The organism is Daejeonella sp., assembly GCF_017495225.1.
GTDB lineage: Bacteria > Bacteroidota > Bacteroidia > Sphingobacteriales > Sphingobacteriaceae > Daejeonella.
Genome location: NZ_JAFEIG010000020.1, coordinates 524,575 through 545,146, shown reverse-complemented (window position 1 = coordinate 545,146; position 20,572 = coordinate 524,575). Strand labels below are relative to the sequence as shown.

The window sequence follows — 20,572 nt, the reverse complement described above, 5'->3', positions numbered from 1 at the left end:
ATTTATTTAATTCTTCGTATATTTAAACATGCAAAATCAAGCTCAATCTCGCCTAGTTGACGTTTACTTCGATAAATATTCAGAAAGTCATCAAAATCATACCAATGAAATTATTCACTGGATTTGTGTTCCATCAATTGTTTTTAGTTTATTCGGTTTAATTTGGGCTATTCCATTTCCACACATAGAACTTCTTGGAAAGTATAATGGCTATGTTAATTGGGCATCGTTTTTAATTGCTTTCTCCATTTACTACTACTATAAGTTATCTCCTGTTTTGTCTTATTTTATGCTTTTATTAATCATGTTTTTCTCGGCAGGAATCGTTACTCTTGAGAAAATGCATAACACAGCAGGATGGCCTCAAATGTGGGAAGTATGCCTTGGCATTTTCGTTTTAGCATGGATTGGTCAATTTATTGGGCATAAAATTGAAGGTAAAAAACCATCCTTTCTTGATGATCTCAAATTTTTATTAATAGGTCCAATTTGGCTTTTACACTTTGTTTTGAAGAAAGTTAAAATCAAATACTAATTTTATTTTTTCATCCTCTTGAAATTCCATTAATTACAATTCTCTTAATATTTACTTAACATACTTTACATTGAGTTGATGTATTAGTAATTCACGGATAATACTAATGCAATCCTGAGTTAACATTGTGCTAATACTTTTGTTGAAATTAAAACTTCGACAATTGAAACACAACAATTTAATCAGAATCTTCGGCTTTTTCTTCTTGTTAATTTTAGGTACACAAGCTCTTCAAGCCCAACAAAATGGTAAAATTTCAGGAAAAGTAACCGACTCCAAAACTGGAGAGACTTTAATCGGACTTACCGTAAAAATTACTGGCGCAAATTTAGGTGCTTCAACAGATGTTGAAGGTAGGTTTACTCTTGGGAATCTTACTCCAGGAAAATATAGCTTAACCTTTTCTTACGTAGGTTACCAAACCAAGAATGTTACTGATATTGAGGTTCTTTCTGGAAAAACTACCAATGTAGATGTAATAATGGAAGAAGCTTCTTCTCTTGCTCTTCAAGAAGTTGTAATTACGGCTACTGTGAGACAAGAAAGTATCAGTGCTTTGTACGCACAGCAGAAAAATAATATTAGTATTTCTAGTGGTATCACCTCCGAGTTAATTAGAAGAACTCCAGACCGCAATACTTCCGAAGTGCTAAAGCGTGTGAGTGGAGCAAGTATCCAAGACAATAAGTTTGTAATTATTCGTGGTTTAGCCGATAGATATAATTCATCTATTTTGAATAATGCAGTGCTTCCTTCATCAGAACCTGATCGTAAGGCATTTTCTTTTGATATTATTCCAGCTAATTTAATTGATCGTATCGTTGTTAATAAAACAGCTTCTGCGGATCTTCCAGGAGATTTTGCTGGTGGTGTTATTCAAGTTATTACACGTGATGTACCTGAAGAAAACTTCTTAAATATATCTGTTAGCACCGGCTATAATAGTCAGTCTACTTTTAAAGATTTTACTTCAAACTCAAGAAATAAATATGATTTTTTAGGCTTTGATGATGGAAGTCGAAGTTTGCCAACTGGCTTTCCTGCTTCATTCCAAGCATATAATCCGCTATCTACGGCAGAAAAAGCCAAATTCTCTTCTCAGCTTAAAAACGCTTATGGCGAAGTTGTTTCACCTGCTATTCCTTCTCAAAATCACCAAATTACCTGGGGAAATAGAACCGATTTAAAAAACGGTGGTTCTTTTGGTAGTATTTTATCTGTTTCATACAGAAACTCACAAAATATGGCTATTGCTGAAAGAAAAGATTATGAATTTTCTGGGACACCATTTTATGAGTATGATGAGGATGTTTTTAAATTCAGCACTAATTTAGGTTTACTAGCAAACTTTGCCTTGGTTAAAGGTTCAAACAAGTTTGCGTTCAAAACAATGTATAATCAGGGTTTTGAAGATAATTATACATCTCGTACAGGTTTTACAACAGATAATATTCAAGATGTTCGTCTAAATGTGTCTGATTTAACTCAAAAAAGTTTATTGAACTCACAATTAGAAGGTGAGCATCAGATTGGTGAAAAACAATTGAAATTAAACTGGAACCTTAACTATTCTCGTGTTGAACGTGACCAACCAGATCAACGATCTATGGATTATCGCCGTTCATTGGGCTCAACTGAACCATTTAGATTAATTGATAGAAATACTAGAAGACTCTTCTCTGATTTGCAAGAAAATACTTTTGGTGGTCAAACCTCGCTTTCAATTCCTTTAGATCTGTTTAATCAGCAAGCTACCTTGAAATTAGGTGTTTTAAAACAAATGAAGGAACGTGAATTCAATGCACGTATTTTCAATTACCTTTTCGTTGGTCCTTCTGTTTTTGAAAATTCTGTAAGTAGTTTACCTAAAGATCAAATTTTTGCTCCTAAAAATATCGGAGAAAATGGATATATCTTAAACGATTTTACAAATAATACCGATAACTATAATGCAAATTCTGATTTAAATGCCGGTTTCTTGATGTTGGATAATAAGCTTGGTGAAAAATTCAGACTTTCATATGGTGCTAGAATTGAGGCTTTTACACAAACATTAAATGCAATTGACTTTTCCGGTCAGGCTGTTGCTGCCAAACAAGATAATCTTGATATCCTGCCTTCATTAAACTTGACATATAAATTAAATGAAAAGTCAAATGTTCGATTATCGGGGTCTCAAACTGTTTCTAGACCTGAATTTAGAGAGCTTGCTTTGTTTAATTATTATGATTTCATTAGTCAGACTTCAGTTACTGGAAATCCGGCACTTAAACGTGCAAAAATTGTAAATGCTGATTTACGTTATGAAGTTTACCCTTCAGCAGGCGAGACCTTCACCGTTTCTGCATTCTATAAAAACTTTAATGATCCAATTGAGCAACGCGTAAATTCAAATTCTACTCCAGTTGTAAGAGGTATAAATTACCTAAATGCTAATTCAGCTAGTTCTATAGGATTTGAATTAGATATTCGTAAAAAACTTGATTTTTTAGGCAATCAAGCCTGGTTATCAAACTTAACGGCATTTGCTAATGCTTCCTATATTAAATCTAAAGTACTTGGTGAAGGTATTGACAGACCTCTACAGGGTCAGTCGCCTTATTTGATTAATGCTGGTTTCCAGTATTTCTCACCTAAAACTGAACTTACATTTACTTCGGTTTATAACCGTGTTGGTCAACGTATTTTCCTTGTTGGATATCAAGGCTATGGAGATATTTATGAAAACGCGCGTGATGTAATAGATCTTCAAATCAGCAAAAGAGTTTTAAAATCTCGTGCTGAAGTTAAACTTAACATTGGGGATATATTAAATCAATCAACTGTTTTCTACCAAAACAATGAGGGGAATACTAAACAGGCTTACGAAGGTGCTGGAATAGATCGTCTAATCAATTCTTCTAGGCTAGGAACAAACGTTTCTCTTTCTTTTTCATATAACATTGGCTTAAATAAAAACAATAAAAAGTAGGTATCACATTTAATGTAAGCTTAAAATTGAGCTAACATTAGTCTTTTACTTTTATAAAAAAAAATAAAACAAGACCATGAAATCATTTAAACTGAAAACATTAATCCTTGCTTTAACTGTATTAGCAGCTGCATGTCAAAAGGACAGTACTACTCCAACTGAACCTACAAATGGTAAACAAACATTGACTCTCCAAAATGGAGCAGTTATTTCAGGTGTCTACAAGAACACTATCTTGAATGTTCCAGAAGGTACATTTACATTAAAAGGTTATGTTTACTTTGAAGATGGAAGTGAAATTAATATCGCTGCAGGTGCAATCATTAAAAGTGATGTTGCCGATAAAGGTGCTTTAATCATTGAAAGAGGTGCTAAAATTAATGCACTTGGAACCGCTTCAAAACCTGTTGTATTTACCTCTGGTAAAGCTGTTGGGCAACGTAATCCTGGAGATTGGGGTGGTATTGTAATTCTTGGTAAAGCAACTACTAATCGTTCTACTGAGCCAACTATTGAAGGTGGTGTAGGTAAAAACTTTGGTGGAACTGTAGATAATGATAACTCTGGAACATTAAAATATGTACGTATTGAGTTCGCGGGTATTGCTTCTCAACCAAACTCTGAAATTAACGGTCTTACTTTAGGCGGTGTAGGTTCAGGTACTACAATTGAGTATGTGCAAGTTGCTTATGGTAATGATGATGCATTCGAAATTTTTGGTGGGACAGTAAATGCTAAATATCTAGTCGCTTATGCTACCGCTGATGATGATTTTGATTTCGATTTTGGTTACAGAGGTAAAATTCAATTTGGTGTTACGCTAAGAGATCCTTCCTTTATTGATGGTGGAGATACAGGAAATGGAATTGAGTGCGATAATGATGGCACAGGAACAACTGCTACTCCAACTACTCGTCCTATACTTTCAAACTTTACTTTTATAGGTCCAAATGCTGATAATACTTCTTCTAAGAACCATAATTTTGCAAACAGGTTTAGAAGATCTTCAACATTTGTTTTAAATAATTCGGTTTTAATTGGTTGGATGAAAGGCGGACTTTCGCTTGAGTCTGATGCTACTTATAATAGTTTTGTTGGTACTAATCCAACTTCAGAATTCAAAAATAATCTATTGCATGCTAATGCCTCTACTTACAGAATTTCTGGTGTAGCGGTGACTGGTTCAACAGCAGATGCTGTTAAGGCAAAAGCTGAGGCAAGTGCTACTATTACTCTTTCAGCAACTGCTGATGCAAAATTAACAGACCCTTTCAATTTAGCTATTCCTAACATGTTACCACAAACAGGCTCACCTGCATTAACAGGTGCTGCATTTGCGGGTGATTTGTCAAATAGCTTCTTCACTGCTACTACTTACCGTGGTGCGTTTGGAGCTACTAATTGGATGGCAGGCTGGACTAACTTTAACTTCACTAAGGGTGCTAGTGGTTATTAATAATTAAATATTTGTATTGCCTTTATCAAAATACCCGCCTAGGCGGGTATTTTTTGTTTAATCGGTTTCTGCCGATTTTTCTTTGAAATGTGATTTTTTCTTCGTATATTAAAGGTTGATGTTTGAAATTAGCTGTTAAATATTATCTCATAAATTTTACGAGATCATCTTGAAGATCAATTAATCTATAAGATTTCCGCCCACCTTCGCCTTTAATTCTTTGGGCACTGAGTCTAAATCTAAAACCATAAATCCGTCTAAACAATCCGAAAATTTAGGATCAATATTAAAACTTATAATCTTCGCATTTAAAGAAAGGTACTTTCTTAATAAAACTGGAAATCTCATATTACTTCTTTCGATATCCGAAATCAAGGTATCTAAATCTTGTATCGTTTCGCCAGCTTCATTAAGTAAATCTTTGTCTATTTTGGAAAAATCTAGCCTGAATTTCTTCCTAGGCTTAACATAATTGGCTAATTCATAATCATAATTGTTCTTAAGGATAAAATCTACAATTAATGACTTTGAAAGCTTGGAAAAGATATTACTAATACTAACTGGTCCGATAAGGTATTTATAATTCGAGTTTTTAGAAACAAATTGAAGTACCCCTCTCCATAATAAGAAAAGTGGAAGTGGCTTTTGTTGGTATTCCTTTCGTATCCATGATCGTCCCAATTCAAGACTTTGGTTTAAAATGGGGTAAAACTCTCTTTTTATTTTAAATAGCTCACTGATATAAAAACCTTTTTTACCACTGCTGAAAAATAGTTCATCTCCCTTACCAATTCTATATGCACCTACAAGTAGTTTTGATTCCTTATCCCAAATAAATAGATGATGATAATTTATATCATATTTATCAAGATCAAAGGCTTTATTGGTCCCTTCGCCAATCTCTCTAAACGTTTTTTCTCTTAATCGGCCAATTTCTTTTATCAAATTAGGTATTCCAGATGCAGAACAGATATAAACTTCATAATTGCCTTCAGTACAAATTTTTTGTTCTTCAAGTTTAGAAATTTCTTTCTCTAATACTTCTACAGGTAACTCTTTGATAATTGTTTCCGGAGTACTCTTAATCTTAAATAAGTTCTTTGGAGAAAAAATGTTTTTTTCATCTTCTAGTCCCGACCCTAAAGCATAGGTTTTTGCTCTTACAAAATCTAAAAGTTTCGCGGAATTAGTGTTGAATGGTAATTTTGAGGGGTTAATCGCTTTTCCTATTCTTAATTTTATAGTCTGACCTTGCTTATTAAATAGCTCTGAAGGCAATTTTGCTGTCCTAAGTGTAGGGTGAAGCATAGCTAATAAATTGAATAACAGTCCGTTATTGCCATGGAAATAAATAGGAACAACTGGTACCTTCACCTTTTCTATCAATTTTCCAACTACGGGGTTCCAAGGTTTATCCGTTACTTTTTGAATTTTAGTTTTATAAGTTGAAACCTCTCCGGCAGGGAATATTCCAATTGGGACACCCGATTTTAGCAGTTGAATAGTGGTTTTTATTCCGCTTATGCTAGAACTATTTTCAATATTCTCAAACGGATTTACAGCAATGAATGATTCGGAGAGATTCGGAATTTTTTTAAGCAAGAAATTAGCCATGAGCTTTGAGTCGGGTCTGACTAAACTCATAATCTTTAGTAGTATTAAGCCTTCAATACCGCCATAAGGATGATTTGCGACTACAATAAAACCACCTTCCTTTGGGAAGTGCTTCAATTCAGTCTCATCAAATTCAATTGAAACCCCTATAATATTTAAGATTTTATCTATGAATGCCATTCCCTGAAGATGTTCTGCTTTCTCAAAAACATCATTCACTTCATTAATCTTCATTATTTCCATCAATAAGGATGCTAAGCCCGGCATGTAAAATTTATTTAACTTGGTTGCTTCAGCGAACTCCTGTTTATTGATAATTTTCATTTCCTGATATTAATGTCCTTTAACGCAAAATTAATTATTTTATGATTATCTTTATGTAATCTGTTTCTCTTTAGATACCCCCAATGCCAGAAATTAAGACTCTGGTACTCAAAAGGACAGCTATTTTTTAAATTTTAATTTTAAAAATATGCAGGGTATTATTACTTTTTTAAAATCATTTTTAAGTTTTTCTAAGAAGGAGTTGAATGGTGTTTTTCTCCTTGTTGCATTGATAATCATAGTCTTAGCTAGTCCCTGGGTTTTTAAAAGGCTCGCTAAAGTCCCAAGTTATGACTTTGAGAACTTTAAAAGGGAAGCTGAATCTTTTAAAAATGCTTCTCAATTAAACTTAGGAGATGATGTCAAATTAAATATTACTAAAATTCAATATTTCAAATTTGATCCAAATAGAATTTCAGATAGTGAATGGGCACAACTGGGACTTTCCGACAAACAAATCAAGGTGCTGCGAAATTATGTAAATAAAGGCGGTAAATTTTTTAAAAAAGAAGATTTGAAGCGGATTTATTCGATACCTGAATCCCAATATCAATTGCTGGAGCCTTATATTCGTATTGCAGAGATTAAATCTGAGCGTAAATTCGCCAGGGAAATTGCCTTTTCGAAGGCTGCTCACCCTAATTTAAAATCGCAATTTCCAGTAATTGAAATTAACGCTGCAGATTCTGTCACGCTTTTAAAGATCCGTGGTATAGGTCCATCCTTTGCCTCTCGAATTATCCGCTTTAGAAATAGATTAGGAGGCTTTTATAAGTTGGATCAATTGCAAGAAGTCTATGGAATAGATTCTATCAAATTCTCTCAAATTAAAGATCAGATAAGAGTAGATGCCGATTTAATCCAAAAAATTAATGTTAATACTGCCACTTTCGAGCAATTTAAAAAGCAGCCATATTTGTCTTATAAACAGATTAATGCTCTTATTCAATACCGCCGTCAGCATGGTAATTTTAAAACGATTGATGATTTAAAGAAAATTGTGGTTCTCAATGAAGAAATTATCCGTAAAATTGAACCATACTTTGCATTTTAAATTATGATTAATAAAAAGCTCGATTCTGCTATTCGCGATATTGCCGATTTTCCAAAACCTGGAATTGTTTTTAAGGATATAACTCCCATTTTAAAAGATGCTCAATTATGTTCAGAAGTAATTGATGAATTTGTTAAGCAATTGGAAGGGATTAAAATAGATGTGGTTGCTGGAATTGAAAGTAGAGGCTTTTTATTTGGATTAATGCTAGCGAATAGATTACAAATCCCCTTTGTTCCTATTCGTAAAAAAGGGAAATTGCCTTTTACAACCATTGAAGAACCCTGCGAATTAGAATATGGCTCAGCCATTCTAGAGCTTCATGAAGACGCGATTAGTCCTGGGCAAAGGGTTTTGGTCCACGACGACCTTCTTGCTACTGGAGGTACTGTAAGCGCCGCTACACGCCTTGTCCAGAAATTAGACGGTGAAGTTGCCGCTTATGCCTTTGTAATCAGCCTTGATTTTCTAAATGCAAAGGAAAAACTCAAATTAGTGTCAAATAATATTATTTCTCTCGTATCCTATTAATTATCATTTATCGTTAAATTCCTAATTGATTAATCCTATTGATGTAAATTGAACCGGAAACCGATTCGTTCTACTTTTAGCTATCGTTTTTATCATAAAAATCTGGCTTTCTAATTGTTATACTTGCAAAAAAACCAATTATTTATGCAAGCAAATATTAGTCAAGATTTTAATGGGATGAATTTCAACCAAACCGAAAATCAGTTGATGATTATCGATATGGTACGCGATTTTACTGAAAAACATATCCGTCCCCATGTGATGGAATGGGATGAAGCTCAAACATTTCCTATTGAAACATTCAAAAAATTGGGAGAATTAGGACTGATGGGCGTCCTAGTCCCTGAAGAATACGGTGGTTCCGGATTAGGCTATTTTGAGTATGTACATGTAATTTCAGAAATCTCCAAAGTATGTGGATCAATCGGATTATCAGTTGCAGCACATAATTCATTATGCACCGGTCATATCATGGCCTTCGGAAATGAAGAGCAAAAACTAAAGTGGTTGCCTAAATTGGCTAGTGCGGAATGGATAGGGGCATGGGGACTCACTGAGGCTAATACAGGCTCTGATGCGATGGGTATGAATACTACGGCTGTTCTGGATGGTGATCATTATGTAGTTAATGGTTCTAAAAACTGGATAACCCATGGAAAATCGGGAAATGTTGCCGTTGTGATGGTTAGAACAGGGGAGAAGGGTGATTCTAAAGGCATTTCTGCTTTGGTAATTGAAAAAGGTACTCCAGGTTTTACTCACGGTAAAAAAGAAAATAAGCTTGGGATGCGAGCTTCAGAAACTACCGAATTGATATTTGATAACTGTCGAGTTCCAAAAGAGAATTTATTAGGTAATGTAGGCGAGGGTTTCAAACAAGCGATGTATATTTTAGATGGTGGTCGAATTTCTATCGCAGCTTTATCCTTAGGAATGGCAAAAGGGGCTTTAACTGCTGCGATTAATTATTCTAAAGAGCGTTATCAATTTGGTCAGCCGATTTCGAGTTTCCAAGGAATATCTTTTAAACTGGCTGATATGGCCACAGAAATTGAGGCGGCAGAACTTTTAATTATGCAGGCAGCTGATTTAAAAAATAGAGGTAAAAATGTTACCAAGCAGTCGGCTATGGCTAAATATTATGCTTCTGAAGTTTGTGTTAGGACGGCTACAGAGGCTGTGCAGATTTTTGGCGGATATGGTTATACCAAAGATTTTCCGGTAGAAAAATTCTATAGAGATTCAAAGTTGTGTACTATAGGTGAGGGGACTTCCGAGATTCAAAAACTGGTTATTTCAAGAGAAATATTGAGATAGTTTAATTGAGTTATTGTTTTGTTCGTTAAAGCTATGATTTTGAGCGTTTTTTATTGGATTAAATTTTAATTAATCAATTTTATTCATACTTTTGCATTTCGAAACCGAAAGGGGGTATCTTTAAATTATGATTATTATTAATGTAAAAGACGGCGAATCATTGGATAAAGCACTTAAGCGCTTTAAAAAGAAGTTCGAAAAAACCGGTGTATTAAGAGAACTTCGTAGCCGCCAGGCATACGAGAAGAAATCAATCACCCGTCGTACGCAAGTTAAAAAAGCTATTTACAAGCAGGGATTAAACATCGAAACAGTTTAATTTCTCTTTAGCATATAAATTCGGAAACTATTTGTATATTCAAACATTGGATATGCAAATAGTTTTTGATGTTTATTGAGCGATTTATACGGTACTTGCAATTCGAAAAACGGTTTTCTCCAAATACCGTAATTGCCTATAAAAAAGATCTTTATCAATTTTCTGAGTTTATAAATTCGATTGAACCCGACTTACTTTCGATTTCGCATCAACAGGTTCGAACATGGATTGTTAGCTTGATGGATAATGGAATTGAGCCGAAATCTATCAATCGTAAGATATCTAGCCTAAGATCTTTTTATAAATTTTTACAACGTGAGGGACTAATAAACAGCAGTCCGATGCTACACGTTAAAGCCCCTAAAATCCCCAAAAGGTTACCTGTTGTTATAACCGAGCAAAAAATGGATTCCTTATTAGATGCTGATAATGTGTTTAGTGATGATTTTGAAGGTTATCGTAATCGCTTGATATTAGAGCTTTTATATGGAACAGGCATGCGTTTGTCGGAATTAGTGAGCTTATCTAATGAAGATGTTAATATTTATGAAAACCAAATCAAGGTTTTAGGGAAAAGAAATAAGGAAAGAATTATTCCCATAAGCAAGGTTTTGGCCAGTTTAATAGCAGATTATCAAGTTTTAAAAAACAATCAAGATTTTAATATTAAATCTTCAAGTTTGATTGTTACCAATGATGGAAAGGCGGTATATCCGAAATTCATTTATCGTGTTGTTAATTCAATTTTATCATTTATCTCTACCCAGGATAAGAAAAGTCCGCATATATTAAGACATAGTTTTGCCACAACTTTATTAAATAGGGGAGCAGATTTAAATGCGATAAAAGAGTTATTAGGTCATTCAAGTCTGGCGGCAACTCAAGTTTACACCCACAATTCAGTTGAAAAATTAAAGTCGATTTATAAGCAAGCACATCCAAAAGCCTAATAAGCAGATTATTATAAATATTACAATTTTAATACTGAAAAGCGCTTTATATTCATTAAATTGTGTTAATCTTAAATTAAAAAGGAGGCAAAATGAAAATCAGAGTACAATCGATCCATTTTACAGCTGACGTTAAGTTGTTGGATTTTATTCAGAAGAAGGCAGATAAGCTAGATCAGTTTTTTGATCAGATTATAAGTGGGGATGTTTATTTGAGGCTAGAGAAGACGGAGGATGAGGCCAATAAGATTTCTGAGATTAAATTATCTATACCTGGAAATGATCTTTTTGCGAAAGAGCAATGTAAAACTTTTGAGGAAGCAACGGATAAAGCGGTAGAATCTTTAAGGCGACAATTAGAGAAACATAAGGAAAAAGTTCGTTCTCATGTCAATAATTTGAAGGCATTGAGTTTGTCGGATGAAAATTTTTAATTTTTTTTTATTCATAAATACCTAATAATAAGGTACTTTTTCGGCAGTTTTAAATACTGCCGATTTTTTTTTGCAAAAAATTTTGTCCTACTGCAAATTTTCGTAGATTTGCATTCCGTTTCAGAGAGGCTTGTCATTAAATGATAAAAATTTTTGTCACGATTGGTTCTTTTAAATTATAAAGAATAGGTTTAATAACATTATGCCTCCTTAGCTCAGCTGGTAGAGCAACTGACTTGTAATCAGTAGGTCATTGGTTCGATTCCGATAGGAGGCTCTATAATGTTGGGGGGGTTCCAGAGCGGTCAAATGGGACGGACTGTAAATCCGTTACTTCGGTTTCGAAGGTTCGAATCCTTCCCCCCCCACACCTAATTTGCTTATTAGCAATTAGCTGGTATGTTTATAATAAGCGGAAGTAGCTCAGTTGGTAGAGCGATAGCCTTCCAAGCTATAGGTCGCGAGTTCGAACCTCGTCTTCCGCTCATTTTTGGATGCTATTTGAAACATTTATCATTGAGCATAAAAAAATTGAGCTAATTAAAAAGCCGACGTAGCTCAGCGGTAGAGCACTTCCTTGGTAAGGAAGAGGTCATGGGTTCAAGTCCCATCGTTGGCTCAGCATTGTATTTAAAAATAAAACAATAATAAAATTAACCTAACAATTAGTATAAAACAAAATGGCAAAAGAAAAATTTGACCGCAGTAAACCGCATTTAAATATCGGTACTATAGGTCACGTTGACCACGGTAAAACTACACTTACAGCAGCTATCACTAAGGTGTTATCTGATGCAGGCCTTTCTGAAGCACGTTCATTTGATTCAATTGACTCAGCTCCAGAAGAAAAAGAAAGAGGTATCACCATTAATACTGCACACGTGGAGTATTCAACGGCTAACCGTCACTATGCTCACGTTGACTGTCCAGGTCACGCGGATTATGTGAAGAACATGGTTACTGGTGCTGCTCAAATGGATGGTGCTATCATCGTAGTAGCTGCTACTGATGGTCCGATGCCACAAACTCGTGAACACATCCTTCTTGCACGTCAGGTAGGTGTACCTTCATTAGTTGTTTTTATGAACAAAGTTGATATGGTTGACGATCCAGAATTACTTGAATTAGTAGAGATGGAAATTCGTGAATTATTAAGCTTCTACGAATTCCCTGGTGATGATATTCCTGTAATTCAGGGTTCTGCATTAGGTGGATTAAATGGAGATCCAAAATGGGTTGGTAAAATTATGGAGTTAATGGAAGCTGTAGATAACTACGTACCAATTCCTCCACGTTTAACTGAACTTCCTTTCCTTATGCCGGTTGAAGACGTATTCTCGATCACTGGTCGTGGTACTGTAGCAACAGGACGTATTGAAAGAGGTGTTATTAACTCAAGTGAGCAAGTTGATATCTTAGGTATGGGTGCTGAAAACTTAAAATCTGTTGTTACAGGTGTTGAGATGTTCCGTAAGATCTTAGATAGAGGTGAAGCTGGTGATAACGTAGGATTATTATTACGTGGTATTGAGAAGACTGATATCCGTCGTGGTATGGTTATCTGTAAGCCAGGTTCTGTAACTCCTCACACTGATTTCAAAGCTGAAATCTACGTATTGTCAAAAGCAGAAGGTGGACGTCATACTCCATTCTTTAACAAATATCGTCCACAATTCTATTTCCGTACTACAGACGTTACTGGTGAGATCACTCTTGCTGAAGGTGTAGAAATGGTTATGCCAGGTGATAACGTTACAATCAATGTTAAATTGATTAACGCAATCGCAATGGAAAAAGGACTTCGTTTCGCTATCCGTGAGGGTGGTAGAACTGTAGGTGCCGGACAGGTTACTGAAATTGTAAAATAAGCAATTTCTTATAAGGTTAATTCGATAACATAAGTCCCTTTGTGGACTTATGTTTTCTTATAATACACGGGCTTGGTTTATATGCCTTAATGTAAACTTTTTAAATAATAAACGGGAATAGTTCAATGGTAGAATAGAGGTCTCCAAAACCTTTGATCAGGGTTCGAATCCTTGTTCCCGTGCTTACGCTAAATGTAAAATGGCTAACGTAGTAGAATTTTTAAAAGAATCATATACAGAAATGACCCAGAAGGTTACATGGCCTACTTGGGTTGAGTTACAAAATTCAGCTGTATTGGTATTGATAGCATCGATAATAATTTCACTAGTGATTTTAGCTATGGATGAGACTGCTGGTAATGCGTTGAAGATGTTTTATAAATCTCTTGCATAATTAAAGCAAATGAGCGATCAATTAAAGTGGTATGTAGTACGTGCTGTTAGTGGCAAGGAAAAGAAGGTCAAGCAGTATTTAGAGGCTGAAGTGAACCGTTTAGGTATTTCACATCTATTACCTCAAGTATTGATTCCTATGGAAAAGTACTACCAGATGAAAGAAGGAAAGAAAATTGCTAAAGAACGCAATTTTTATCCTGGATATGTTCTAATTGAGGCTGCTTTAGATGGTGAATTAGAGCATGTTATTAAAGGTATCAACAGTGTAATAGGATTTCTTGGTGATAAGGGTGGCAATGCTGTTCCAATGAGAGCTGCAGAAGTTAACCGTATCCTTGGTAAGGTTGATGAGATGGCCGAACAAGGTGAATCAATGAATGTTCCTTACTATGTTGGTGAGAATGTAAAGGTAATGGATGGGCCATTTAGCGGGTTTACCGGTGTTATTGAAGAGGTAAATGAAGAGAAGAAGAAACTTAAGGTAATGGTTAAAATCTTCGGTAGAAGAACACCACTTGAGTTGAATTATATGCAGGTTGAAAAGGAATAAAAATGTGATTTGAGACCTTAGATTTGAGACGATAGACTTGCGAATTAAAATTTTTCAAATCTCATATCTCATATCTCACATCTCATATCTCACATCTAATAAAAATCTTAAATGTTACATAGCTTCCACTACGAACATTGAGTTAAAAACAAATAAATTAAAATGGCAAAAGAAGTCGGTGCTTTAATAAAGTTACAGATCAAGGGCGGCGCTGCTAATCCATCTCCACCAGTTGGTCCCGCATTGGGAGCAAAAGGTGTGAATATCATGGAGTTTTGCAAGCAATTCAATGCACGTACCCAAGATAAGCCTGGTAAAGTTTTACCGGTTGTAATCACTGTCTATGTAGACAAGTCATTTGATTTTATCATTAAAACTCCACCAGTAGCTATCCAATTATTGGATGCAACAGGTTTAAAGAGTGGTTCTGCCGAGCCTAACCGTAAAAAGGTTTCTAGCGTTAGCTGGGATCAGGTTGAGAGCATTGCCAAAGATAAAATGACCGACTTGAATGCATTTACTGTCGAGTCAGCCATGAAAATGGTTGCAGGAACAGCACGCAGTATGGGAATTACCGTTAGCGGTGATGCACCCTGGAACAATTAATTATACAAAATCAGTTTAAGAAGTGGCTAGATTAACAAAAAATCAAAAATTGGCACATTCAAAAATTGAGGATGGTAAAGCATATACTTTAACTCAAGCTTCGGCTTTAGTAAAGGATATTACCACTACCAAATTTGATGCATCGGTTGATTTGGATATACGTTTAGGCGTAGATCCACGTAAAGCGAATCAAATGGTTAGGGGTATTGCTACACTACCTCATGGAACCGGTAAAACTGTCCGCGTTTTAGTACTTTGTACTCCTGATAAGGAAGCAGAGGCTAAAGCAGCTGGAGCAGATTTTGTTGGTTTAGATGAATATATTGCCAAAATAGAGGGTGGATGGACTGACGTTGATATCATTATTACCATGCCTAGTGTTATGGCTAAAGTAGGTAAACTCGGCCGAGTTTTAGGTCCGCGTAACCTTATGCCTAATCCTAAGTCGGGAACAGTTACCCAAGATGTGGGTAAAGCAGTTACCGATGTTAAAGGTGGTAAGATTGATTTCAAAGTTGACAAAACAGGAATCATCCATACTTCGATCGGAAAGGTATCATTTGATGCTGAGAAAATTTATGAGAATGCGCTTGAAGTACTTCAAACCATATCAAAATTAAAACCATCAGCAGCAAAGGGAACTTATTTCAAGAGTATTCATATCTCTTCAACAATGAGTCCGGGAATCGAAATTGAAACTAAATCAGTAGCGGGAATCTAATCATGAGAAAAGAAGAAAAACACGAAGTTGTTCTTGCTTTAACAGAGACGATTGCTGAGTATGGTAATTTTTATATTACCGACACTGCAAACCTGTCTGTAGCAAAAGTAAATGATATTCGCCGCAAATGTTTCGAGAGTGGTATCAAAATGCAAGTTGCTAAAAATAAGCTTATCAGAAAGGCTATGGAAGCCTCTGAAGGTGATTTTAGCGAAATGTTTGATGTACTTAAAGGATCTTCATCACTTTTATTTTGTAAGACAGCTAATGCTCCGGCTAAGTTGATCAAGCAATTGAGAAAATCTGGTGATAAGCCTGTACTGAAAGCTGCATATATTGATTCTGCAGTATTCATTGGCGACAATCAATTAGATGCGCTAGTTAACCTTAAATCTAAGGAGCAATTGGTTGCAGATATTATTGCATTGCTACAATCTCCAGCTAAAAATGTTATTTCAGGCTTACAGTCTGGTGGTAATAAATTGGCAGGAATTGTTAAAACATTACAAGAAAGAGGTTAACGAACACCTACAAGTTCGAATAAATTATTAAAGTATTGAAATTTTAAAATTAAAATAAAATGGCAGATTTAAAATCGTTTGCTGAGCAATTAGTAAACTTAACAGTAAAAGAAGTTAACGAATTAGCTCAAATTCTTAAAGATGAGTATGGTATTGAGCCTGCAGCAGCAGCAGTAGCTGTAGCAGCAGTAGGTGGTGGTGGTGATGCACCAGCAGCAGCAGCTGAGCAAACATCTTTCGATGTAATCTTGAAAGATGCTGGTGGTTCTAAATTAGGTGTTGTTAAGCTTGTAAAAGATCTTACTGGCCTAGGTTTGAAAGAAGCTAAAGATTTAGTTGACGGAGCACCAAAAGAAGTTAAGACTGGTGTTGATAAAGCTGAAGCAGAAGCTTTGAAAAAGCAGTTAGAAGAAGCTGGAGCTACTGTTGAGATTAAGTAATTCTTAACTCATAAATTATGGTTTAGACCCCGATTTTCGTCGGGGTCTATTTCCATTTGTATAATACCCATTTAAATGTATGACCTACATTGCCGTATTTTTGGCGTAAAAGGTCGAAGTTTATTTACTAAACTAAATTCTCAATCCCTTGGCAAACAAAATTAAGCACACCGAAAGAGTAAATTTTGCTACCAGTAAGCATGTGATGGATTATCCTGATTTCCTGGATGTTCAACTGCAATCTTTCAGGGAATTTTTTCAGCTTGAAACTACTTCCGACAACCGTCATCAAGAAGGTTTGTTTAAAGTTTTCTCTGAAAACTTTCCGATCTCTGACTCAAGAAACATTTTCGTATTAGAATTTCTTGATTATTTCATTGATCCCCCACGTTATGATATACATGAATGTATAGAGCGTGGATTAACTTACAGTGTTCCATTAAAAGCAAAGCTTCGCTTATCTTGTAATGATGCAGAACACGAAGATTTTGAAACAATAGTTCAGGATGTTTATTTGGGTACAATCCCTTATATGACTCCTAAAGGAACTTTTGTTATAAATGGTGCTGAGCGTGTAATCGTTTCTCAATTACACCGTTCACCAGGAGTATTCTTCGGTCAGAGCCGTCATACAAATGGAACTAAATTGTATTCAGCCCGTGTAATTCCTTTTAAAGGATCTTGGATTGAATTTGCAACCGACGTAAATAACGTCATGTATGCATATATCGATCGTAAGAAGAAGTTTCCAGTTACCACATTATTACGTGCAATTGGTTATGATTCTGATAAAGACATCCTTGAACTATTCGAATTAGCGGATGAAGTTAAAGTTAGCAAATCAGGCTTGAAAAAAGCCGTAGGCCGTAAACTTGCAGCTAGAGTGCTCAAGAAATGGGTCGAAGATTTTGTTGATGAGGATACTGGTGAAGTTGTTTCAATTGATCGTAATGAGATCATCATGGAGCGTGAAACCGTTTTAGAAGACGAACATATCGATATGATCATCGAAGCTGGTGTAAAGACAATTATCCTTACTAAAGAGGATGCTGTAAACAGCGGTGATTATACCATTATATATAATACCTTACAAAAAGATACTTCTAACTCTGAGAAGGAAGCGGTAGAGCATATCTATCGTCAATTACGTAACGCTGAACCACCTGATGAAGAAACAGCTCGTGGTATCATTGATCGTTTATTCTTCTCTGATAAAAGATATGATCTTGGTGATGTAGGTCGCTACAGAATTAATCGTAAGCTTAAATTAACTACGCCTGTTGAGACAAAAGTCTTAACAAAGCAAGATATTATCGCCATAGTTAAATATTTGATTAAATTAATCAACTCTAAAGCAGAGGTGGATGATATTGATCACTTATCAAACCGTCGCGTTCGTACCGTTGGTGAGCAATTATATGCTCAGTTTGGTGTGGGTCTTGCACGTATGGCTCGTACCATTCGTGAAAGAATGAATATTCGTGATAACGAGGTATTTACACCAACTGACCTTATTAATGCACGTACACTTTCTTCTGTGATTAACTCTTTCTTCGGAACAAATCAGTTATCACAGTTCATGGATCAAACCAATCCTCTTGCAGAGATTACGCACAAGCGTCGTCTTTCGGCATTAGGCCCTGGCGGACTTTCACGTGAGCGTGCAGGTTTTGAGGTTCGTGACGTTCACTATACTCACTACGGTCGTTTATGTACTATTGAAACACCAGAGGGACCAAACATTGGTTTGATTTCTTCTCTTTGTGTTCACGCTAAGATTAATAATCTTGGATTTATTGAAACTCCTTATCGTAAGGTTGAAAATGGTCGTGTAGTAGTTGAAGAACCTGTAATTTATCTTTCTGCCGAAGATGAAGAAGGTAAAACTATTGGTCAGGCTAATGCGGTTTACGATGATAAAGGTAATTTTGAAACCCCAAGTGTAAAAGCACGTTATGAGGGTGATTTTCCAATTATTGAGCCTAAGAAATTAGATTTAATGGATATCGCTCCTAATCAAATCACCTCTATTGCAGCGTCATTGATTCCTTTCTTGGAGCATGATGATGCTAACCGTGCTTTGATGGGATCAAACATGCAACGTCAAGCTGTTCCATTGTTACGCCCTGAGGCGCCAATAGTTGGAACCGGACTTGAAGGTCGTGTGGCACGTGATTCACGTACTCTAATCAATGCTGAAGGAAAAGGTGTTGTTGAATACGTTGATGCTAATGAAATTCGTATCCGTTACGAAAGAAATGAGGATGATGTTCTTGTATCTTTTGAGGGAGAAGTAAAATCATATCGCTTAATTAAGTTTAAGAAAACTAACCAGAGTACTTGTATCAACCTTAAACCTATCGTTAAGAAAGGCCAAAAAGTTGAAAAAGGACAAGTTCTTTGTGAAGGTTATGCTACACAGGATGGTGAATTAGCTTTAGGTAGAAACCTGAAAGTTGCATTCATGCCTTGGCAAGGATTTAACTTTGAGGATGCGATTGTAATCTCTGAGCGTGTTGTTTCACAGGATATTTTCACTTCTTTACATATTGAAGAATTTGAATTAGAAGTTCGTGATACAAAACGTGGTGAGGAAGAATTGACACCAGATATTCCTAACGTTTCTGAAGAAGCAACTAAAGATCTTGACGAAAACGGAATTATCCGTGTTGGAGCCGAGATTAAAGAAGGTGATATTTTGATCGGTAAAATCACTCCTAAGGGTGAGTCTGATCCATCGCCTGAAGAAAAACTTTTACGTGCAATCTTTGGCGACAAAGCAGGTGATGTAAAAGATGCTTCTCTAAAAACTCCTCCATCAATTCATGGAGTAGTAATTGATACTAAATTATTCTCACGTGCTAAGAAAACAACTAAACAAGAAGAGAAAGCTCTTATTGAGAAGTTAGATGCTAAGCATAACAAAGCAGTTAAGGAATTGAAAGATACCTTAATTGAGAAATTGTTCACCATTGTGAATGGTAAAACATCACAAGGAGTTTACAATGTTTATAAAGAGCTTTTAGTTGCTAAAGGTGTTAAATTCACCCAAAAGATTTTAACTGAGCTTGAATATGCTAATGTTAACCCTACCAAGTGGACAACAGACGAGGATAAAAATGAGTTAATCAAACAAACTCTTCACAATTACAACATCAAGTTGAATGAAGAGCTTGGAGCATATAAGCGCGATAAGTTCGCAATTAGTGTAGGAGATGAGCTTCCATCAGGAATTGTTCAAATGGCTAAAGTTTATGTAGCTAAAAAGCGTAAACTGAAAGTTGGAGATAAGATGGCTGGACGTCACGGAAACAAGGGTATTGTGGCTAGAATCGTTCGCGATGAAGACATGCCATTCCTTGAAGATGGAACTCCAGTAGATATCGTTCTTAACCCACTTGGTGTACCTTCACGTATGAACCTTGGACAAATTTATGAGACTGTTTTAGGATGGGCTGGTAAAGAACTTGGAATGAAGTTCGCGACTCCAATTTTCGATGGTGCATCTCATGATGAAGTTGAAGAATGGGTTGAAAAAGCAGGTATCCCTAAATCAGGAAGAACATATTTATACAATGGTTTAACTGGAGATCGTTTTGACCAACAAACAACAGTAGGTATTATCTACATGTTGAAATTAGGTCACATGGTTGATGATAAGATGCACGCACGTTCAATCGGTCCATATTCATTGATTACACAACAACCATTGGGTGGTAAAGCTCAGTTTGGTGGTCAGCGTTTTGGTGAGATGGAGGTTTGGGCTCTAGAGGCATTCGGTGCTGCTAACATCCTTCAGGAAATCCTTACTGTTAAGTCGGATGATGTTGTAGGACGTGCAAAAACCTACGAAGCAATTGTAAAAGGTGAAAATCTTCCAACTCCATCAGTTCCAGAATCATTCAACGTATTGGTTCATGAATTAAGAGGTTTAGGTTTAGATATCACATTAGACTAATTAAGAA

At 35.7% G+C, this 20,572-nt stretch carries 18 protein-coding genes and 5 tRNA genes; 22 read left to right on the top strand and 1 reads right to left on the bottom strand.

The window, feature by feature from the left end; genetic code table 11:
- Positions 1 to 28 precede the first annotated feature (28 nt).
- The 3 genes from QZ136_RS09730 to QZ136_RS09720 all read left to right on the top strand — a co-directional run bounded on the left by QZ136_RS09730 (position 29) and on the right by QZ136_RS09720 (position 4,962).
- Positions 29 to 535 (top strand): Mpo1-like protein, encoded by a 507-nt coding sequence (locus tag QZ136_RS09730; RefSeq protein WP_291402889.1) that lies wholly within the window; start codon positions 29 to 31, stop codon positions 533 to 535.
- A gap of 163 nt (positions 536 to 698) precedes the next feature.
- Positions 699 to 3,506 carry a TonB-dependent receptor gene (locus tag QZ136_RS09725; protein WP_291402886.1) on the top strand — a complete coding sequence of 936 codons (2,808 nt, stop codon included), beginning with the start codon at positions 699 to 701 and terminating at the stop codon, positions 3,504 to 3,506.
- Between the two features lie 76 nt (positions 3,507 to 3,582).
- Positions 3,583 to 4,962, top strand: coding sequence for a hypothetical protein (locus tag QZ136_RS09720; RefSeq protein WP_291402883.1), 1,380 nt, complete (start codon positions 3,583 to 3,585; stop codon positions 4,960 to 4,962).
- 180 nt (positions 4,963 to 5,142) lie between these two features.
- Here QZ136_RS09720 and QZ136_RS09715 read toward each other — a convergent pair whose 3' ends face one another.
- Positions 5,143 to 6,900: a GNAT family N-acyltransferase gene (locus tag QZ136_RS09715; RefSeq protein ID WP_291402881.1), complete on the bottom strand. Its 1,758-nt coding sequence runs from the start codon at positions 6,898 to 6,900 to the stop codon at positions 5,143 to 5,145.
- Positions 6,901 to 7,048: 148 nt separating this feature from the next.
- On the opposite strand from QZ136_RS09715, the gene QZ136_RS09710 reads away from it, so the two are divergent.
- The 19 genes from QZ136_RS09710 to rpoB all read left to right on the top strand — a co-directional run bounded on the left by QZ136_RS09710 (position 7,049) and on the right by rpoB (position 20,565).
- Positions 7,049 to 7,954 (top strand): helix-hairpin-helix domain-containing protein, encoded by a 906-nt coding sequence (locus QZ136_RS09710; protein ID WP_291402879.1) that lies wholly within the window; start codon positions 7,049 to 7,051, stop codon positions 7,952 to 7,954.
- Positions 7,955 to 7,957: 3 nt separating this feature from the next.
- Positions 7,958 to 8,485 (top strand): adenine phosphoribosyltransferase, encoded by a 528-nt coding sequence (locus QZ136_RS09705; protein WP_291402877.1) that lies wholly within the window; start codon positions 7,958 to 7,960, stop codon positions 8,483 to 8,485.
- 177 nt (positions 8,486 to 8,662) lie between these two features.
- Positions 8,663 to 9,802: an acyl-CoA dehydrogenase gene (locus QZ136_RS09700; RefSeq protein ID WP_363245166.1), complete on the top strand. Its 1,140-nt coding sequence runs from the start codon at positions 8,663 to 8,665 to the stop codon at positions 9,800 to 9,802.
- 127 nt (positions 9,803 to 9,929) lie between these two features.
- On the top strand, positions 9,930 to 10,121 hold the full coding sequence (gene rpsU, locus QZ136_RS09695) for a 30S ribosomal protein S21 (RefSeq protein ID WP_090700886.1): 192 nt from the start codon (positions 9,930 to 9,932) through the stop codon (positions 10,119 to 10,121).
- 95 nt (positions 10,122 to 10,216) lie between these two features.
- Positions 10,217 to 11,071, top strand: coding sequence for a tyrosine-type recombinase/integrase (locus QZ136_RS09690; RefSeq protein ID WP_363245154.1), 855 nt, complete (start codon positions 10,217 to 10,219; stop codon positions 11,069 to 11,071).
- Between the two features lie 92 nt (positions 11,072 to 11,163).
- A complete protein-coding gene (raiA, locus tag QZ136_RS09685; RefSeq protein ID WP_291402870.1) occupies positions 11,164 to 11,505 on the top strand; it encodes a ribosome-associated translation inhibitor RaiA in 342 nt (113 codons plus the stop codon).
- Between the two features lie 204 nt (positions 11,506 to 11,709).
- Positions 11,710 to 11,782: transfer RNA gene (locus tag QZ136_RS09680), tRNA-Thr, on the top strand.
- A 10-nt stretch (positions 11,783 to 11,792) separates the two neighbouring features.
- Positions 11,793 to 11,873, top strand: a tRNA-Tyr gene (locus tag QZ136_RS09675).
- Between the two features lie 44 nt (positions 11,874 to 11,917).
- Positions 11,918 to 11,990, top strand: a tRNA-Gly gene (locus QZ136_RS09670).
- Between the two features lie 62 nt (positions 11,991 to 12,052).
- Positions 12,053 to 12,124, top strand: a tRNA-Thr gene (locus tag QZ136_RS09665).
- A gap of 61 nt (positions 12,125 to 12,185) precedes the next feature.
- On the top strand, positions 12,186 to 13,373 hold the full coding sequence (gene tuf / locus QZ136_RS09660) for an elongation factor Tu (RefSeq protein WP_291402868.1): 1,188 nt from the start codon (positions 12,186 to 12,188) through the stop codon (positions 13,371 to 13,373).
- A 111-nt stretch (positions 13,374 to 13,484) separates the two neighbouring features.
- Positions 13,485 to 13,555 (top strand) — tRNA-Trp (locus QZ136_RS09655).
- A gap of 17 nt (positions 13,556 to 13,572) precedes the next feature.
- On the top strand, positions 13,573 to 13,767 hold the full coding sequence (gene secE, locus QZ136_RS09650; RefSeq protein ID WP_291402866.1) for a preprotein translocase subunit SecE: 195 nt from the start codon (positions 13,573 to 13,575) through the stop codon (positions 13,765 to 13,767).
- Between the two features lie 9 nt (positions 13,768 to 13,776).
- A complete protein-coding gene (gene nusG, locus QZ136_RS09645; RefSeq protein ID WP_291402861.1) occupies positions 13,777 to 14,319 on the top strand; it encodes a transcription termination/antitermination protein NusG in 543 nt (180 codons plus the stop codon).
- 162 nt (positions 14,320 to 14,481) lie between these two features.
- Positions 14,482 to 14,925, top strand: coding sequence for a 50S ribosomal protein L11 (gene rplK, locus QZ136_RS09640; protein WP_090700873.1), 444 nt, complete (start codon positions 14,482 to 14,484; stop codon positions 14,923 to 14,925).
- A gap of 22 nt (positions 14,926 to 14,947) precedes the next feature.
- A complete protein-coding gene (gene rplA, locus QZ136_RS09635) occupies positions 14,948 to 15,646 on the top strand; it encodes a 50S ribosomal protein L1 (protein WP_291402856.1) in 699 nt (232 codons plus the stop codon).
- Positions 15,647 to 15,648: 2 nt separating this feature from the next.
- Positions 15,649 to 16,167 carry a 50S ribosomal protein L10 gene (gene rplJ / locus QZ136_RS09630; RefSeq protein WP_291402854.1) on the top strand — a complete coding sequence of 173 codons (519 nt, stop codon included), beginning with the start codon at positions 15,649 to 15,651 and terminating at the stop codon, positions 16,165 to 16,167.
- Positions 16,168 to 16,226: 59 nt separating this feature from the next.
- Positions 16,227 to 16,607 carry a 50S ribosomal protein L7/L12 gene (gene rplL, locus QZ136_RS09625; RefSeq protein WP_291402852.1) on the top strand — a complete coding sequence of 127 codons (381 nt, stop codon included), beginning with the start codon at positions 16,227 to 16,229 and terminating at the stop codon, positions 16,605 to 16,607.
- Positions 16,608 to 16,755: 148 nt separating this feature from the next.
- Positions 16,756 to 20,565, top strand: a complete 3,810-nt coding sequence (gene rpoB / locus QZ136_RS09620; protein ID WP_291402850.1) for a DNA-directed RNA polymerase subunit beta — start codon at positions 16,756 to 16,758, stop codon at positions 20,563 to 20,565.
- The last annotated feature ends 7 nt before the right edge of the window (positions 20,566 to 20,572 follow it).

What these genes read in the sequence shown, in the direction of transcription:
- QZ136_RS09730 (WP_291402889.1), top strand. Translation starts at nt 29, where the DNA reads ATGCAAAATCAAGCTCAATCTCGCCTAGTTGACGTTTACTTCGATAAA.
- QZ136_RS09720 (WP_291402883.1), top strand. Translation starts at nt 3,583, where the DNA reads ATGAAATCATTTAAACTGAAAACATTAATCCTTGCTTTAACTGTATTA.
- QZ136_RS09715 (WP_291402881.1), bottom strand. Translation starts at nt 6,900, where the DNA reads ATGAAAATTATCAATAAACAGGAGTTCGCTGAAGCAACCAAGTTAAAT.
- QZ136_RS09710 (WP_291402879.1), top strand. Translation starts at nt 7,049, where the DNA reads ATGCAGGGTATTATTACTTTTTTAAAATCATTTTTAAGTTTTTCTAAG.
- QZ136_RS09705 (WP_291402877.1), top strand. Translation starts at nt 7,958, where the DNA reads ATGATTAATAAAAAGCTCGATTCTGCTATTCGCGATATTGCCGATTTT.
- QZ136_RS09700 (WP_363245166.1), top strand. Translation starts at nt 8,663, where the DNA reads ATGAATTTCAACCAAACCGAAAATCAGTTGATGATTATCGATATGGTA.
- rpsU (WP_090700886.1), top strand. Translation starts at nt 9,930, where the DNA reads ATGATTATTATTAATGTAAAAGACGGCGAATCATTGGATAAAGCACTT.
- raiA (WP_291402870.1), top strand. Translation starts at nt 11,164, where the DNA reads ATGAAAATCAGAGTACAATCGATCCATTTTACAGCTGACGTTAAGTTG.
- tuf (WP_291402868.1), top strand. Translation starts at nt 12,186, where the DNA reads ATGGCAAAAGAAAAATTTGACCGCAGTAAACCGCATTTAAATATCGGT.
- secE (WP_291402866.1), top strand. Translation starts at nt 13,573, where the DNA reads ATGGCTAACGTAGTAGAATTTTTAAAAGAATCATATACAGAAATGACC.
- nusG (WP_291402861.1), top strand. Translation starts at nt 13,777, where the DNA reads ATGAGCGATCAATTAAAGTGGTATGTAGTACGTGCTGTTAGTGGCAAG.
- rplK (WP_090700873.1), top strand. Translation starts at nt 14,482, where the DNA reads ATGGCAAAAGAAGTCGGTGCTTTAATAAAGTTACAGATCAAGGGCGGC.
- rplJ (WP_291402854.1), top strand. Translation starts at nt 15,649, where the DNA reads ATGAGAAAAGAAGAAAAACACGAAGTTGTTCTTGCTTTAACAGAGACG.
- rplL (WP_291402852.1), top strand. Translation starts at nt 16,227, where the DNA reads ATGGCAGATTTAAAATCGTTTGCTGAGCAATTAGTAAACTTAACAGTA.